This window comes from Pseudomonas sp. 2725, assembly GCF_050434585.1.
GTDB classification, from domain to species: domain Bacteria; phylum Pseudomonadota; class Gammaproteobacteria; order Pseudomonadales; family Pseudomonadaceae; genus Aquipseudomonas; species Aquipseudomonas jessenii.
Map to the genome: position 1 here is coordinate 379131 of NZ_JBNDIV010000003.1, position 14554 is coordinate 393684.

Below are 14554 nucleotides of genomic sequence, written 5' to 3' on the forward strand. Positions count from 1 at the left end.
ATGAATTTCAATTGGGATGTGTTCTGGCAATACCTGCTGCAGCCCAGCGGGGTGTACCTCACCGGTCTCTGGCTGACCTGTCTGATCAGTGTGCTGGCGATGGCGCTGGGCTGTGTCCTGGGGCTGGCGGCAGCGCTGATGCGTCTGTCGCGCAACCCGCTACTCAACCTGCCAGTACGGTTTTACGTGTGGCTGATGCGCGGCACGCCGCTGTTGGTGCAGATCGTCTTTCTCTATACCGCATTGGCAGCCGGCGGGATCTTCCGTTTTGAGGACGTGGAGCTGTTTGGCCTGGTGGTGCCTGGAAACATCCAGGCAGCGATCATCGCCCTGGGCCTGAACGAAGGCGCCTACATGGCCGAGATCATCCGTGCGGGCATTGGCGCAGTGGACAAGGGGCAGTACGAGGCTGGGCGTTCTCTGGGCATGACCTTCGCCAAACTGATGCGGCGAATCGTTCTGCCTCAGGCGTTCCGGGTCATCGTCCCGCCGTTGGGCAACGAGTTCAACGTGATGCTCAAGAATACGACGCTGGTCAGCGTGATTGGCGTGCAGGAGTTGCTGCTGAGCACGCAAATGGTCACGTCGGCGACATTCCGGGTATTTGAACTGTATCTGGTGGTGGCGATTTATTTCCTGCTGCTGACCACCCTCTGGGGCTTCTTCCAGCGTTGGCTGGAAGCGCGTTTCGGACAGTCCGATCGACCCGCACCGCCAGCGGCTGGCAGTCGCATGTTCGGTCGCAGCACGTTCAAATTGCTGAGGGGGCGTTAAGCATGGCGCACAAAAGTGAAGAACTGATCATCGAGGCCCTGGACATTCACAAGTCCTTCGGCGACCTGGAGATTCTCAAGGGGATTTCCTTGCAGGTGCGGCGCGGTGAAGTGGTGGTGTTGATCGGCGCATCGGGGTCAGGCAAGACCACCTTCATTCGCTGTATCAATCTGCTGGAAGATATTCAAGGTGGTCGCATTCGCGTCAACGGTCGCTCCATGGGGTACCGCGAGCGCGCCGACGGCAGTCTGGTGCGCGACTCCGAGCGCAACATCGCTCGCCAGCGTCGGGACATCGGCATGGTCTTTCAACGCTTCAATCTGTTCCCCCACATGACCGCCCTGGAAAACATCATTGAGGCACCGATCCAGGTGCTCGGCGTGCCACGCACCGAAGCTTTGGAACAGGCCCGGGCTTTGCTCGCCAGGGTCGGTCTGGCGGACAAGGCCATGCATTATCCGTCGATGTTGTCCGGTGGGCAGCAGCAGCGCGTGGCAATCGCCCGGGCGCTGGCGATGAAACCCCAGGCCATGCTGTTCGACGAACCCACCAGCGCTCTGGATCCGGAAACCGTCGGCGAGGTGCTGCAGGTGATGAAGCAGTTGGCCGATGACGGCATGACCATGGTAGTGGTCACCCATGAAATGGGTTTTGCCCGAGAAGTCGCTGACCGCGTGGTGGTGCTTGATCAGGGCGAATTGATCGAACAGGGGCCGCCGGAGCAGATCTTCAGTCGACCGACACACCCGCGAACCCAGGCCTTTCTCAGCCGCGTGCTGTGATCTTCTCAGTCGGGTCTTTTTTTCACCCGGCAATGGACCCGGACACCTGCGGCCAATGAATCTTTGTATGGAAGAACTTTTGCCATGTTGAAATTTTCTGCCCACGAATATCCCTATCCGTCACAACGTCAGAACGTGTTTGCACGCCGTGGCATGGTCGCTGCTTCACAGCCATTGGCCGCCGAAGCCGGCATCGAAATCATGCGCAACGGCGGCAATGCCATCGATGCCGCGATCGCCACGGCGGCGGCTCTGACGGTGGTTGAACCCACCGGCTGCGGCTTGGGTGGCGACGCCTTTGCCCTGGTCTGGAGCAAAGGCCAATTGCACGGACTGAACGCCAACGGCCATGCGCCGGCAGCGCTGACCATCGATGCAGTCAAGGCATGTGGTCACGAGCAGATGCCGCTTTATGGCTGGACGCCGGTAACGGTGCCCGGTTGCCCTTCGGCCTGGGCGGAGTTGTCCAAACGGTTCGGCAAGCTGCCTTTTGCCGAGTTACTGCAGCCCGCCATCAGTCTGGCCAGAGATGGTTTTCCACTTTCACCGGTGGTCGCCCGACAATGGCAGACCGCTCTGGATGAATTCAGCCCCCATCGAGACCCAGTGCTCGACGTATGGTTCGACACGTTCCTGATTGATGGCCGTGCGCCTAAGGCCGGTGAATTATTCCGCAACCCGGCGCAAGCCCGAACGCTGGAAGAACTGGCGGACAGCGCTTGCGAAAGCCTCTATCGCGGCGAACTGGCTCAGCGTCTGGATGCCCATTCCCGCGCCACCGGCGGCTACCTGCGAGCCAGCGACCTGCAAGACTATCGCGCCCAATGGGTGGATCCGATCAGCATCAACTACCGCGGCTACGATGTGTGGGAAATCCCCCCAAGCGGGCAAGGCCTGGTGGCCCTGATGACCCTGAAAATCCTTCAGGGCTTTGACTTCGATCACCGGGACAGCCAGCAGACCTGGCATCGTCAGTTGGAAGCCATGAAGCTGGCCTACAGCGACGGCCTGCATTACATCACCGATCCGCTGCACATGCGTGTGGCCGTGGCTGACCTTCTCAGCGATGCCTACAGCAGTCAACGTCGCGAACAGATTACGGATCAGGCGCGTGAACCTAATCCTGGCGATCCCCACGCCAGCGGTACGGTGTATCTGGCCACGGCGGATGCGGAGGGCAATATGGTGTCCTTCATCCAAAGCAACTACCACGGCTTTGGTTCCGGTGTGGTACTGCCAGACAGCGGCATCGCCTTGCAGAACCGCGGACAGGAATTCAGTCTCGACCCTGACCACGCGAACTGCCTGGCACCGGGCAAAAAAACCTTTCACACGATCATTCCCGGTTTTATCAGTAAAGGCGACGCACCGGTGGGACCGTTCGGCGTCATGGGTGGCTACATGCAGCCCCAAGGCCATGTGCAGATGGTCATGAATCTGGTGGATTTTGATCTCAATCCCCAAGCCGCGCTGGACGCGCCACGGTGGCAATGGCTGGGAGATATGAAGGTCGGCATCGAACACGGGGCGTCTCGGGACTTGGCCGCTTCGCTGGCACGGCGCGGACACCAGATTCAGGTTGATTGCGACCTGATCAACTACGGCCGAGGGCAGATCATCATCCGTGACCCGGACACCGGAGTGCTGTGCGGCGGCACCGAGCCGCGAGCCGACTCCCATATCGCCGTGTGGTAGCGGGCCGCTGAAAACAAGAAAAGAGACCTCGGTCTCTTTTCTTGTTTCTGTGGCAGACGGTGCGCTCATTGCGTTTCTTCGCAACGCCGAACAGCTTGGCTTGAATCAGTTTGTCAGGGATCGCGGTCAGGGTTTGTCCGCGACCGGGTTCGCCGTCCTCAGCTCGGGCACAGGTTGCAGGGCCGATCGGACAATCACACTGATGATGGCCAGTGCTGCAATTACCAACCCCGGTGAAGTCGCCAGTAACACCCCAGTGGTGCCGGCCCCGGCTGCCAGAATCTGCCCCGCGGCCAAGGGGCCCGCTACCGACCCCAGACGACCGATGGCTACCGCTGCACCGACGCCGGTGGCACGCACTGAGGTCGGGTACGACGGTGGTGCCAGGGCGTAAAGCACCAGCTGCGCGGCCATCACAAACAACCCAGCAGAAAACCCGGCGACAGCCATGGGGACAATGCCCACCGACAGGCCGACCCCGGCCAGCGCTGTCAGCAATCCGGCGTATACGAACAGCACCACCTTGACGCCGTTGCAGCGATCCAGCAGCACTCCGCCAAGTAGCGAGCCGATAGCGCCGCCGATATTGAACAGCATCTGCACCAGGCCAGCTTCTGCTTTGCTGAAACCTTGTTCCAACAGCAGAGATGGCAGCCAGTTGAGCAACATGTACATCACGGTCAGGGTGAAGAAGTAGCTGAGCCACAACGCCAGGGTGACGCGAGCCCGATCGTCGCCGAACAACGCCTGACCGGTTGAAGCGCGGGCCACGGTGACAGTGCCTTGTTGCTGGCGAAAGGCGCTGGACTCGGGCAGCAGCAGGATCATCAATGGCACCACCAGCAAGGGCGCGAGCCCGCCGATGATGAAGGTCGTCTGCCAATGATCGGTGAAAAGCATGGCGACCACCGCCGCCAATGCGCCGCCCAACGGCACGCCGGCATACATGATGCTGATCGCGGTGCCGCGACGTTGCTCACCCACGGCCTCGGCACACAGAGCAATCAGATTGGGCAGGGCCGCGCCCAGGCCTAGCCCGGTCATGAAGCGTGCCAGTAGCAAGCCGGAGAAACTGCTGACGTAAGCGGTGCTGAGGGAGAACACGCCGAACAGCAGCACCGCTCCAATGAGGATCTTCTTGCGGCCGATTCGATCGGCAATCCAGCCACCAAAAAAGGCGCCTGGCAGCAATCCGATAATTCCGGCGCTGAACACCCAGCCCATCGATTTCGGGTCCAGGGCAAAGGTCTGGCGCAGGCCCGCGGCGGCGGTACCGGCAGCTTGCAGGTCGAAACCTTCGATCAGTGCAACGATAAAACACAGGGCAATGGTCAGCGTCGTGCGACGTGATGGGGTGTCCATGGCGAACCTCATTCTTGTTTTTGTGGGTGTGCTGACAGATGAACGTGATCCTGTTCACCCGAGGCGGCGACAGGCCGGAAATAAGATTAACAAAGATAACTAAAAAATGAATGCTTCGGATTTTCTGCTGAAAAACATCATTAAACCTATCTAAATCAATAGGATGACATTCAGATATAGACTTATTCATAAAATAGATAACAATATTAATGTTCGTTTATCGGTCATTTCTGATTGACGCCGCGTCAGGCTGTTTCCATTCTCTGGCCGCAGATCTCCGGGATACCCCAACGATCCCGTTCAAAAAAACAACAACAATAAGTGGACATCGAACATGCCAAATCTTTCTTGGGACGCCCTTGCGGCAGCTTCAACCCTACCTGTTCGCGCACGCCACCTGGCCTTGCTGGGCCTGAGTTTGATTGCGCCATCAGTGCTGGCTGACGGCTTCATCGATGACAGTCACGGCACCTTGACCTTGCGCAACTACTACCTGGATCGGGATTACAAGGACGACGGAGCGAAAACCGCGGCCCGGGAATGGGCTCAGGGTTTCATCATGACTGTGGAGTCGGGCTTTACCCCGGGGAGTGTCGGCTTCGGCCTGGACGCTCGTGGGTTGATGGGGGTCAAGCTGGACTCGGCGCCGGACCGCAGTGGCACTGAGTTGCTGCCGGTGTCCAGCAGTGACAAGCGCGCGGCGGACGAATATTCGCGCCTGGCCATGACTGCCAAGATGCGTGTTGCCCAGACCACGGTGAAAACCGGCGACGTGTCGATCTTCCTGCCGTTCGCTTTCGCTAGCCCGTCGCGGCTGCTGCCGCAGACTTTTCGCGGCACCACGCTCAGCTCAAAGGACATTGACGGACTTGTCTTCAACACCGGCTACATCGATCGCATCAACAAGCGTGACTCCACCGACTACCAGCCGATGAGCATCGCCTCGCCAAACCGGCGTTTCAACGGCGCGGCCACCTCATCGCACATGGCCTATGTCGGCGGCGATTACCAGGTGAACAAGGACCTCAGCCTGCGCGTCTATCACGCCGAAGTCGCGGACCTGTATCAGCAGAACACCCTGGCGTTGCTGCACACGGTGCAGGTGGGCGAGGGCACGCTGACCAGCGACTTGCGCAGTTTTTTCAGCGATGAAGACGGCGCCGCCAAGGCCGGAAAAGTGGACAACCGCAACCTCTCGGCGCTGTTCGGCTATCGCTTTGGCGGCCATCGTTTGAGCCTTGGCTATATGCACGCCAGTGGCGACACGGCGACGCCCTATGTATCGGGCACCGAGTTGATGGGCATGAGCGAGCTGACCATGAGTTCGGACTTTCTCAATGCCAAGGAGCGAACCTGGCAGGCGATGTACGACTATGACTTCGCTGCCGCCGGGGTACCCGGCCTGAAGAGCCGCCTGCGTTATGTGCGCGGTGACCATATCGAACTGGCGGCGTTGAATGCCGACGACCGCAAGGAGCGTGAGTTCCAGATGGAGCTGGGGTACGTGATCCAGAGTGGCCCGCTGAAGGATGTCGGGCTGATGGCGCGCAAGTCGATCTATCGCAACGACTTCCCCGCCGGCGCGGCGTTTCGCGATGAAAACCAGACCCGTTTTCTGGTGATCTACACCGTGCCGATCTGGTAAGCCGTTTCATCTGTAATGAATCCGGACGCCCCCCTGGAGCGCGCCGGCATTCGCGTGTCAGGCTTGATAGACCTTTTTCAGCAACCTGAGCAGTTCTTCGCGTTCCTGGCTGTCGAGGGCGGACGTGGCATCCATGTCGCTCTCGGCGGCGATCAGCTTCAACTCCTTGAGCAGCGTCTCGCCGGTCTTGCTGAGGAATATCCCATAGGAGCGTTTGTCCGGTTTGCAGCGTACCCGTACTGCGAGCGCGCGCTCTTCGAGTTTGTTAAGCAGCGGCACCACTTGGGGCGGCTCAATGGCCAGTGCCTTGGCCAGGTCGGACTGCATCAGCCCGGGGTGCTGCTCGATGATCGCCAGTGCCGAGAACTGCGCGGGCCGCAAGTCGTGGGCCGCAAGTCGGCTGATCAGATTCTGGAACAGTTTCAGCTGGGCCCGGCGCATGGCGTAACCAATCAGCTCGTCCAATGCGGAGTCCATCGGCGCCTGAATTTCGACGTCGTCGGCCAGGGCTTCTGGGGCAGCGACATTTTTGGACGACTTGGCCATTGCGGGGAAATCCCTCGGGTTTCAGGTTAATAAAGGTATCTAGTTTGACGAGATTGGTCAGGAATAGCTACGTCAGGAGCCTAAAACGTCGCATTTCCAAGGAGCTCGATGGCAGAAAATATTTGGTTAATTCGCTTAATAGTTAATTGACATAACTAGTTTGGAGGTTTAGTTTTTACCCATCGTCAAGCCAAGAACAAGAGAGCATCACCATGAGCAATTACGAAGGTCGCTGGACAACGGTCAAAGTGGAAATCGAGGAAGGCATCGCGTGGGTCATCCTGAACCGCCCGGAAAAACGCAACGCCATGAGCCCGACCCTGAACCGCGAGATGATCGACGTTCTGGAAACCCTGGAGCAGGATCCGAACGCTGGTGTACTGGTGCTGACCGGTGCGGGCGAAGCCTGGACTGCGGGCATGGACCTCAAGGAATACTTCCGCGAAGTGGACGCCGGTCCGGAAATCCTTCAGGAAAAAATCCGCCGCGAAGCCTCTCAATGGCAATGGAAACTGCTGCGCATGTACGCCAAGCCGACCATCGCCATGGTCAACGGCTGGTGCTTCGGTGGTGGTTTCAGCCCGCTGGTGGCCTGTGACCTGGCGATCTGCGCCGATGAAGCGACCTTCGGCCTGTCGGAAATCAACTGGGGCATTCCGCCGGGCAATCTGGTGAGCAAGGCGATGGCCGACACCGTGGGCCATCGCCAGTCGCTGTACTACATCATGACCGGCAAGACCTTTGGCGGGCAGAAAGCCGCCGAGATGGGCCTGGTCAACGAGAGCGTACCTCTCGCGCAACTGCGTGACGTGACGATCGAGCTGGCACGTAATCTGTTGGAGAAGAACCCGGTGGTGCTGCGCGCAGCCAAGCATGGCTTCAAGCGTTGCCGCGAACTCACTTGGGAGCAGAACGAAGATTACCTGTACGCCAAGCTCGATCAGTCGCGCCTGCTAGACACCGAAGGCGGTCGCGAGCAAGGCATGAAGCAGTTCCTCGACGACAAGAGCATCAAGCCCGGTTTGCAGGCTTACAAACGCTGAACCCCGGCCTTGCATCACGGCGAGCTGGCCGGGCGATCGAGCGTCCGCCAGCTGTTCGCCCCGGCGCCTCGGCGCTTCTGTGAACCCCTCGAACGTATTCCCGATAAAGACAATAAAGAGGAATCACCATGCTGGACGTGCCCCTGCTGATCGGCGGCCAGTCGTGCCCCGCCCGAGACGGTCGAACCTTCGAACGGCGTAATCCGGTGACCGGTGAAGTTGTGTCGCGGGTTGCCGCCGCCACCCTGGAAGATGCCGATGCTGCGGTGGCCGCGGCCAAAGCAGCATTCCCCGCCTGGGCAGCGCTGGCCCCCAATGAACGACGCACCCGCTTGCTGCGCGCCGCCGAGCAGTTGCAGACGCGCAGCGCGGAATTCATCGCCGCCGCCGGCGAGACCGGTGCCATGGCCAACTGGTACGGCTTTAATGTGCACCTGGCGTCCAACATGCTGCGCGAAGCCGCGTGCATGACCACCCAGATCAACGGCGAAATCATTCCCTCGGATGTGCCCGGCAGCTTCGCGATGGCCCTGCGTCAACCCTGCGGCGTGGTGCTGGGCATCGCTCCCTGGAACGCGCCGGTGATCCTCGCCACTCGCGCCATCGCCATGCCGTTGGCCTGCGGCAACACCGTGGTGCTCAAGGCGTCGGAACTGAGCCCGGCGGTGCACCGGCTGATCGGTCAGGTGTTGCAAGATGCCGGCCTTGGTGACGGCGTGGTCAACGTCATCAGCAACGCACCCCAGGATGCCGCGGCGATTGTCGAGCGGCTGATCGCTAACCCGGCGGTGCGTCGGGTCAACTTCACCGGCTCGACCCATGTCGGGCGCATCGTCGGTGAACTATCGGCGCGTCATCTCAAACCGGCGTTGCTGGAACTGGGCGGCAAGGCGCCGTTTCTGGTGCTGGAGGATGCCGATCTGGATGCGGCGGTGGAGGCGGCGGCTTTTGGCGCCTTCTTTAATCAGGGGCAGATTTGCATGTCTACCGAGCGCCTGATCGTCGATGCCAAAGTGGCCGATGACTTTGTCGCCAGGCTGGCGGCGAAGATCGCCACCTTGCCCGCGGGCAATCCCAATGCCGAAGGTTCGGTACTCGGTTCTCTGGTGGACAGCAATGCCGGTGAGCGCATCAAACTGATGATCGACGATGCCCTCGATAAGGGCGCAACCCCCGTCACGGGTGGACAGCTGGAGGGCAGCATTCTGCAGCCAACCTTGCTCGACGGCGTCACCGATGCCATGCGCCTGTACCGCGAAGAGTCCTTCGGCCCGGTGGCGGTGGTGCTGCGAGGTGAGGGCGATGAAGAACTGTTGCGCTTGGCCAACGATTCCGAGTTCGGCTTGTCGGCGGCGATCTTCAGTCGCGACACCAGCCGTGCTCTGGCCTTGGCTCAGCGGGTCGAATCGGGTATCTGCCATATCAACGGACCGACCGTGCACGACGAGGCGCAGATGCCCTTCGGCGGGGTCAAGTCCAGCGGTTATGGCAGTTTTGGCGGCAAGGCGTCCATCGAGCACTTCACTCAATTACGTTGGGTGACCGTGCAAAACGGACCACGGCATTACCCGATCTGAGCAGCCGTCGCACCGTAGGGCGACGAACGCTTGAGAGCGATCGTCGCCCGCGTGTAGGCCATACATAACAATAACGAGGCTGCAGTCGCAGGCTGCCATGCCCCGGTGAACGCATTTCTGCGAGCCGTGGTGTGCCTTGATGGAGAACAACCACGTGAGTTCCGAATTCAGATCGCCAACCCAGAACGAAGCCAGTGCGACGCGCTATCGGCAGGTATCCATCGGTCGTCCTGCGGTCGAGGTCAGCGAAGAGCAGGGCATCCTGCATATGCGCTCCCTGGAACCTTTGGCCGAGTTGCCGGCCCGCTTGCTGGATCGCCTGGTGCATTGGGCCCAGGTGCGCCCGCAACAGACGTTTATCGCTGCTCGCCAGGACGGCGGCGACTGGCGCCGGGTGAGTTACGCCGAGATGCTGACCAGCGTCCGCGCCATTGCCCAACGCCTGCTGAGTTACGGTCTTTCGGCCGAGCGACCGCTGGCGATCCTCTCGGGCAACGACATCGAGCATTTGCAGATTGCGCTGGGCGCCATGTACGCCGGCATTCCCTATAGCCCGGTCTCACCGGCGTATTCGTTGTTGTCTCAGGATTTCGCCAAGTTGCGGCATGTCTGCGACCTGCTGCAACCGGGTCTGGTGTTCGTCAGCGACGCCGCGATCTATCAGCGGGCGATCGATGCGGTGCTGCCGGCGCAAACGCCGCTGATTACCGTGCGTGGCCAAATACCGGGCCGGAGTCAGGTGAGCTTTGCCAGCCTGCTGGAACAGCCCGGCGGTGCCGAGGCCGATTGCGCGTTCACGGCCACTGGGCCGGACAGCATCGCCAAGTTTCTGTTTACCTCAGGTTCCACCAAGCTGCCCAAGGCGGTGGTCACCACCCAGCGCATGCTCTGCGCCAATCAGCAGATGCTGTTGCAAACCTTCCCGGTGTTCGGCGAAGAACCACCGGTGCTGGTGGACTGGCTACCGTGGAATCACACCTTCGGCGGCAGCCACAACGTCGGCATCGTGCTGTACAACGGCGGCACCTTTTACCTGGACGACGGCAAGCCCACCGCCCAGGGCTTTGCCGAGACCCTGCGCAACCTCAAAGAGGTATCGCCCACCGCCTACCTGACCGTGCCCAAGGGCTGGGAAGAACTGGTCAACGCCCTGGAGCAGGACGGTGAGTTGCGCGAATGTTTCTTCTCGCGCATGAAGCTGTTCTTCTTCGCCGCTGCCGGCTTGTCCCAGAGGATTTGGGATCGCCTGGATCGGGTCGCCGAACAGCATTGTGGCGAACGCATTCTCATGATGGCCGGGCTCGGCATGACTGAGGCGGCACCGTCCTGCACCTTCACCACCGGGCCACTGTCCATGGCCGGTTATATCGGTCTGCCGGCTCCCGGTTGTGAAGTGCGGCTGGTCCCGGTGGACGGCAAGCTGGAAGGGCGTTTCCGTGGGCCGCACATCATGCCCGGTTACTGGCGCGCGCCGCAGCAGACCGCCGAGGTGTTCGACGAGCAGGGTTTCTATTGTTCCGGTGATGCGCTGAAACTGGCCGACGCCCGTGATCCGCAACTGGGGCTGATGTTCGACGGGCGCATCGCGGAAGACTTCAAACTCAGCTCCGGCGTGTTTGTCAGTGTCGGCCCGTTGCGCAATCGCGCAGTGCTTGAGGGCTCGCCTTATGTTCAGGATCTGGTGGTGGCCGCGCCGGACCGCGAATGCCTGGGTGCGCTGGTCTTTCCTCGGTTGTACGAATGCCGACGTCTGGCCGGTTTGAGTCCGGACGCCAGCGATGCCGAGGTCCTGACCAGCGCGTCGGTGCGTCAGTGGTTCGGCGATTGGCTGCAACGGCTCAACCGCAACGCCACCGGTAATGCCAGCCGCCTGGAATGGATCGCGCTGCTCGACGAACCCGCGTCCATCGACCGTGGTGAAATCACCGACAAGGGCTCGATCAACCAACGTGCGGTGCTGCAGTGGCGGGCCGAAAAGGTTGAGGCGCTGTATCGCGGCGAAGAACCTTCCATCTTGCGTGCCGGATCTCTGCCGTGAGTGGCGCGGGGCAGTATTCGAGCTTTAGCGATGTGGCGATTTTCGAAGCCGTGCGCACGCCTTGGGTCGACCTCGGCGGTGCATTGGCTCAGGTCTCGCCGATCGATTTGGGGATCAAGGTCGGGCGCGAGGTACTGGCCCGCGCCGCTATCGATCCGTCCTCGGTGGACAGCGTGCTTGCCGGTTCCATGGCTCAAGCCAGTTTCGATGCCTACTTGCTGCCTCGGCATATCGGCCTTTACAGCGGCGTGCCGCAAGAGACTCCGGCACTGGGAGTGCAGCGCATCTGCGCCACCGGTTTCGAACTCTTGCGGCAAGCCGCCAGGCAGCTGGATGACGGTGTGCAGTTGGCCTTATGCGTGGCGGCCGAGTCCATGTCGCGAAATCCGATTGCCGCCTACACCCACCGCAGCGGCTTCCGGCTCGGTGCGCAGGTAGCGTTCAAGGACTTTCTCTGGGAAGCCCTCTACGACCCGGCCCCGGGCGTAGACATGATCACCACCGCCGACAACCTGGCCCGGCGGCATGGTCTGAGCCGCGACGAAGTGGATCGCTTCGCCCTCGACAGTCATCAACTGGCGCTGCAGGCCCAGGCTGACGGCTGGTTTGAACCGGAACTCGTGGCGCTCGGCAATGAGCGCTTTGAACTGGCCGGTTATCAGCCACGAAGTATTCAGTTGCCACGGGGTGTGGACAGGGTGACACGTGACAGCCACCCACGGCCCACCGATCTGGACGGCTTGCGCCGGTTGCGGGCGGTGCATGCCGGTGGTGTGCAAACGGCCGGCAACAGTTGCGCGGTAGTCGATGGTGCCGCGGCCGCGCTGGTAGGGCGAGCTTCTTCGGCCCGGCGTCCGGTGTTGGCTCATTTGCTGGCCAGTGCCGTGGTGGGCGTGGCACCGGAATTCATGGGTATAGGGCCGGCGCCGGCCATCCAGCTGTTACTGCAACGCAGCGGGCTGGCCCTTGGCGACATCGATCTGCTAGAAATCAACGAGGCCCAGGCGGCTCAAGTGCTCGCCGTGGCGCAGGTGCTGGAACTGGACGGCGACCGGCTCAACCGGCGAGGCGGCTCCATCGCTTTGGGGCATCCCTTGGCCGCCAGTGGATTGCGTCTGGTGCTGACCCTGGCCCGGCAACTGCGCGAGGGCAATCTGCGTTATGGCATTGCCGCCGCCTGTGTCGGGGGTGGGCAGGGCATGGCACTGCTGATCGAGAACCCTGCGTATCAAGGCTGAGGCAGGACACCGCTGCCTTTCGGTGTAAGTGCGCTGCCCAAGCCGTGCGTCACTATCTTGCGTTACTATGCAGACCCACCTTTCTGGAAGTTGCCTGGATGAGTAAGCCCGGTCAAACGGTGCTGGTCGCGTTGCGCAAGATGATCGCCTCGGGCGAACTGGCGGCTGGCGAGCGGTTGATGGAAATACCCACGGCGGAGCTGTTTGGTGTCTCGCGGATGCCGGTACGCATGGCGTTCCGCACGCTGGAGCAGGAAGGCTTGCTGGTGCGCTTTGGCGGTCGCGGATTTCAAGTGCGTTCGGTCAGTCCCAATGACATTGCCGGTGCGGTTGAAGTGCGGGGTGTGCTCGAAGGCCTCGCGGCGCGCCAGACCGCCGAGCGAGGGTTGTCGGACGAAGCCCGTGCGACCCTTGAGTTGTGCCTGTTGCAGGGTGATCAGCTGTTCGACAAGGGCTACGTAACCGTAGAGGACCTTGAGATCTATCACGACCTCAACATGCGATTTCATGAGGTGATCGTCGAAGGCAGCCATAACCCGGCAATTGCCGACGCACTGGCGCGCAACGATCATTTGCCGTTCGCTTCGGTGACAGCCCTGGCAGTGGACCGCAACGACATGGTGCGGGAATACCGACGCTTCAACTACGCCCACATGCAACATCATTCGGTGTTCGATGCCCTGGTCAACCGCCAGGGCGCACGTGCCGAAGCGATCATGCGCGAGCACGCCAACGCCACGTTGCGCTACGCCGAGATCTTCGGCTCGGTGGCGGCAGGCGAGCGGATGAAGGTTATTCTCCGCTCGGAATAGGCGCGACGTTCTAGATATCCAGCACCAGCAGCGGTGTTTTCGAGCGCGAACAGCATGGGGTGAACTGGTCGTTGCAGGCCTGTTCATCCTCGGTGAGGAACAGGTCACGATGCTCCGGCACGCCCTCCAGAACCCGCGTCAGGCAGGTGCCACAAATACCCTGTTCGCAGGAAATGGCGACCTCGATTCCCTGATTTTGCAGCACCTGCACCACGCTCTTGTCGGCCGGGACCTCGAAGACCTGACCGCTGCTGGCGACCTTGATCGAGAAACTGCCATCGGCGCGAGTGTCGATGGGGGCGGCGGCGAAGTACTCACGATGCAGGCATTGCTCCTGCCAGCCTTCGGCCTTGGCCAAGTCCAGCACGTGTTGCATAAAGCCGCCAGGGCCACACACATACAAATGGACGTCGTTCTGAGGCGCAGCCAACACCTTGGATGCGTCCAGTGCAGTCTCGGGCTCCTGATCGAAATGCAGGAACACCCGGTCGGCAAAAGGCGAGTGCTGCAAGCGTTCGACAAAAGCCGCGCGCTCCCGTGATCGGGCGCAGTAATGCAGTTCGAAATCCGCGCCGCTGTGGGCCAGGCGTTCGGCCATGCAGAGAATGGGGGTAATGCCGATACCGCCGGCGAAGAGCAGGCTGCGCCTGGCTTCATGGCTCAATGGAAACAGGTTGCGCGGCTCACTGATTGTCAGATGCGTGCCGGGATGGATCTGCTCGTGCATGGCCAGTGAGCCGCCCCGAGACGTCGGGTCCTTGAGCACGCCGATCAGGTAGCGATGGCGTTCCTCGGGGTGGTTGCACAGGGAATATTGCCTGATCAAGCCGTCAGGCAAATGAACATCGATATGCGCACCGGCGCTGAAGGCCGGCAGCGGTCGATCATCGACACTGGCCAATTCGTAGCTGCAGATGTCCTGGGCTTCGTTATTGCGCGATACCACCAGCACTTCGATCATGTTCGATCCTCAGAGTGTTGCCAGCGACGTGGTCACTTCCGGTTATTGTTCACGGGGTTCATGCCGTGACGGGGCACGGCA

12 protein-coding genes are annotated in these 14554 nt (G+C 61.1%); 9 read left to right on the plus strand and 3 right to left on the minus strand.

Annotated features, from left to right (window positions below; all coding sequences use genetic code 11):
- The 3 genes from ABIE16_RS09550 (at position 1) to ABIE16_RS09560 (ending at position 3251) form a co-directional block, all read left to right on the plus strand.
- Positions 1–774, plus strand: coding sequence for an amino acid ABC transporter permease (locus ABIE16_RS09550; RefSeq protein WP_057399498.1), 774 nt, complete (start codon positions 1–3; stop codon positions 772–774).
- Positions 775–776: 2 nt separating this feature from the next.
- Entirely contained in the window at positions 777–1556 is a 780-nt protein-coding gene (locus ABIE16_RS09555; protein ID WP_349734123.1) for an amino acid ABC transporter ATP-binding protein, read from the plus strand.
- Positions 1557–1640: 84 nt separating this feature from the next.
- A complete protein-coding gene (locus tag ABIE16_RS09560) occupies positions 1641–3251 on the plus strand; it encodes a gamma-glutamyltransferase family protein (RefSeq protein WP_429520970.1) in 1611 nt (536 codons plus the stop codon).
- 126 nt (positions 3252–3377) lie between these two features.
- Here the strand turns inward: ABIE16_RS09560 and mhpT are convergent, their stop codons facing one another.
- On the minus strand, positions 3378–4613 hold the full coding sequence (gene mhpT, locus ABIE16_RS09565; RefSeq protein WP_349734126.1) for a 3-(3-hydroxy-phenyl)propionate transporter MhpT: 1236 nt from the start codon (positions 4611–4613) through the stop codon (positions 3378–3380).
- 334 nt (positions 4614–4947) lie between these two features.
- On the opposite strand from mhpT, the gene ABIE16_RS09570 reads away from it, so the two are divergent.
- Positions 4948–6258, plus strand: a complete 1311-nt coding sequence (locus ABIE16_RS09570) for an OprD family porin (protein ID WP_349734128.1) — start codon at positions 4948–4950, stop codon at positions 6256–6258.
- A 57-nt stretch (positions 6259–6315) separates the two neighbouring features.
- On the opposite strand, the gene ABIE16_RS09575 is transcribed toward ABIE16_RS09570, so the two are convergent.
- Positions 6316–6804: a MarR family winged helix-turn-helix transcriptional regulator gene (locus ABIE16_RS09575; RefSeq protein WP_429520971.1), complete on the minus strand. Its 489-nt coding sequence runs from the start codon at positions 6802–6804 to the stop codon at positions 6316–6318.
- Between the two features lie 212 nt (positions 6805–7016).
- Between ABIE16_RS09575 and ABIE16_RS09580 the strand changes: the two genes are divergently transcribed.
- From ABIE16_RS09580 to ABIE16_RS09600, 5 genes are all read left to right on the plus strand, one after another.
- Positions 7017–7847, plus strand: coding sequence for a p-hydroxycinnamoyl CoA hydratase/lyase (locus ABIE16_RS09580; protein WP_429520972.1), 831 nt, complete (start codon positions 7017–7019; stop codon positions 7845–7847).
- A gap of 128 nt (positions 7848–7975) precedes the next feature.
- Positions 7976–9424 (plus strand): aldehyde dehydrogenase, encoded by a 1449-nt coding sequence (locus tag ABIE16_RS09585; protein ID WP_429520973.1) that lies wholly within the window; start codon positions 7976–7978, stop codon positions 9422–9424.
- A gap of 154 nt (positions 9425–9578) precedes the next feature.
- Complete coding sequence (locus ABIE16_RS09590; RefSeq protein ID WP_429520974.1) at positions 9579–11462, plus strand: feruloyl-CoA synthase; 1884 nt, start codon at positions 9579–9581, stop codon at positions 11460–11462.
- Positions 11459–12700 carry a thiolase family protein gene (locus ABIE16_RS09595; RefSeq protein ID WP_349734135.1) on the plus strand — a complete coding sequence of 414 codons (1242 nt, stop codon included), beginning with the start codon at positions 11459–11461 and terminating at the stop codon, positions 12698–12700. The genes ABIE16_RS09590 and ABIE16_RS09595 overlap by 4 nt, the downstream gene beginning before the upstream one ends.
- Before the next feature lie 98 nt (positions 12701–12798).
- On the plus strand, positions 12799–13512 hold the full coding sequence (locus tag ABIE16_RS09600; protein ID WP_349734136.1) for a GntR family transcriptional regulator: 714 nt from the start codon (positions 12799–12801) through the stop codon (positions 13510–13512).
- 10 nt (positions 13513–13522) lie between these two features.
- On the opposite strand, the gene ABIE16_RS09605 is transcribed toward ABIE16_RS09600, so the two are convergent.
- Positions 13523–14473 carry a PDR/VanB family oxidoreductase gene (locus tag ABIE16_RS09605; RefSeq protein WP_349734137.1) on the minus strand — a complete coding sequence of 317 codons (951 nt, stop codon included), beginning with the start codon at positions 14471–14473 and terminating at the stop codon, positions 13523–13525.
- Positions 14474–14554: the final 81 nt, after the last annotated feature.

Bases quoted from the DNA above. Each gene is read 5' to 3' on its own strand.
- ABIE16_RS09550 (WP_057399498.1), top strand. From the start codon at position 1: ATGAATTTCAATTGGGATGTGTTCTGGCAATACCTGCTGCAGCCCAGC.
- ABIE16_RS09555 (WP_349734123.1), top strand. From the start codon at position 777: ATGGCGCACAAAAGTGAAGAACTGATCATCGAGGCCCTGGACATTCAC.
- ABIE16_RS09560 (WP_429520970.1), top strand. From the start codon at position 1,641: ATGTTGAAATTTTCTGCCCACGAATATCCCTATCCGTCACAACGTCAG.
- mhpT (WP_349734126.1), bottom strand. From the start codon at position 4,613: ATGGACACCCCATCACGTCGCACGACGCTGACCATTGCCCTGTGTTTT.
- ABIE16_RS09570 (WP_349734128.1), top strand. From the start codon at position 4,948: ATGCCAAATCTTTCTTGGGACGCCCTTGCGGCAGCTTCAACCCTACCT.
- ABIE16_RS09575 (WP_429520971.1), bottom strand. From the start codon at position 6,804: ATGGCCAAGTCGTCCAAAAATGTCGCTGCCCCAGAAGCCCTGGCCGAC.
- ABIE16_RS09580 (WP_429520972.1), top strand. From the start codon at position 7,017: ATGAGCAATTACGAAGGTCGCTGGACAACGGTCAAAGTGGAAATCGAG.
- ABIE16_RS09585 (WP_429520973.1), top strand. From the start codon at position 7,976: ATGCTGGACGTGCCCCTGCTGATCGGCGGCCAGTCGTGCCCCGCCCGA.
- ABIE16_RS09600 (WP_349734136.1), top strand. From the start codon at position 12,799: ATGAGTAAGCCCGGTCAAACGGTGCTGGTCGCGTTGCGCAAGATGATC.
- ABIE16_RS09605 (WP_349734137.1), bottom strand. From the start codon at position 14,473: ATGATCGAAGTGCTGGTGGTATCGCGCAATAACGAAGCCCAGGACATC.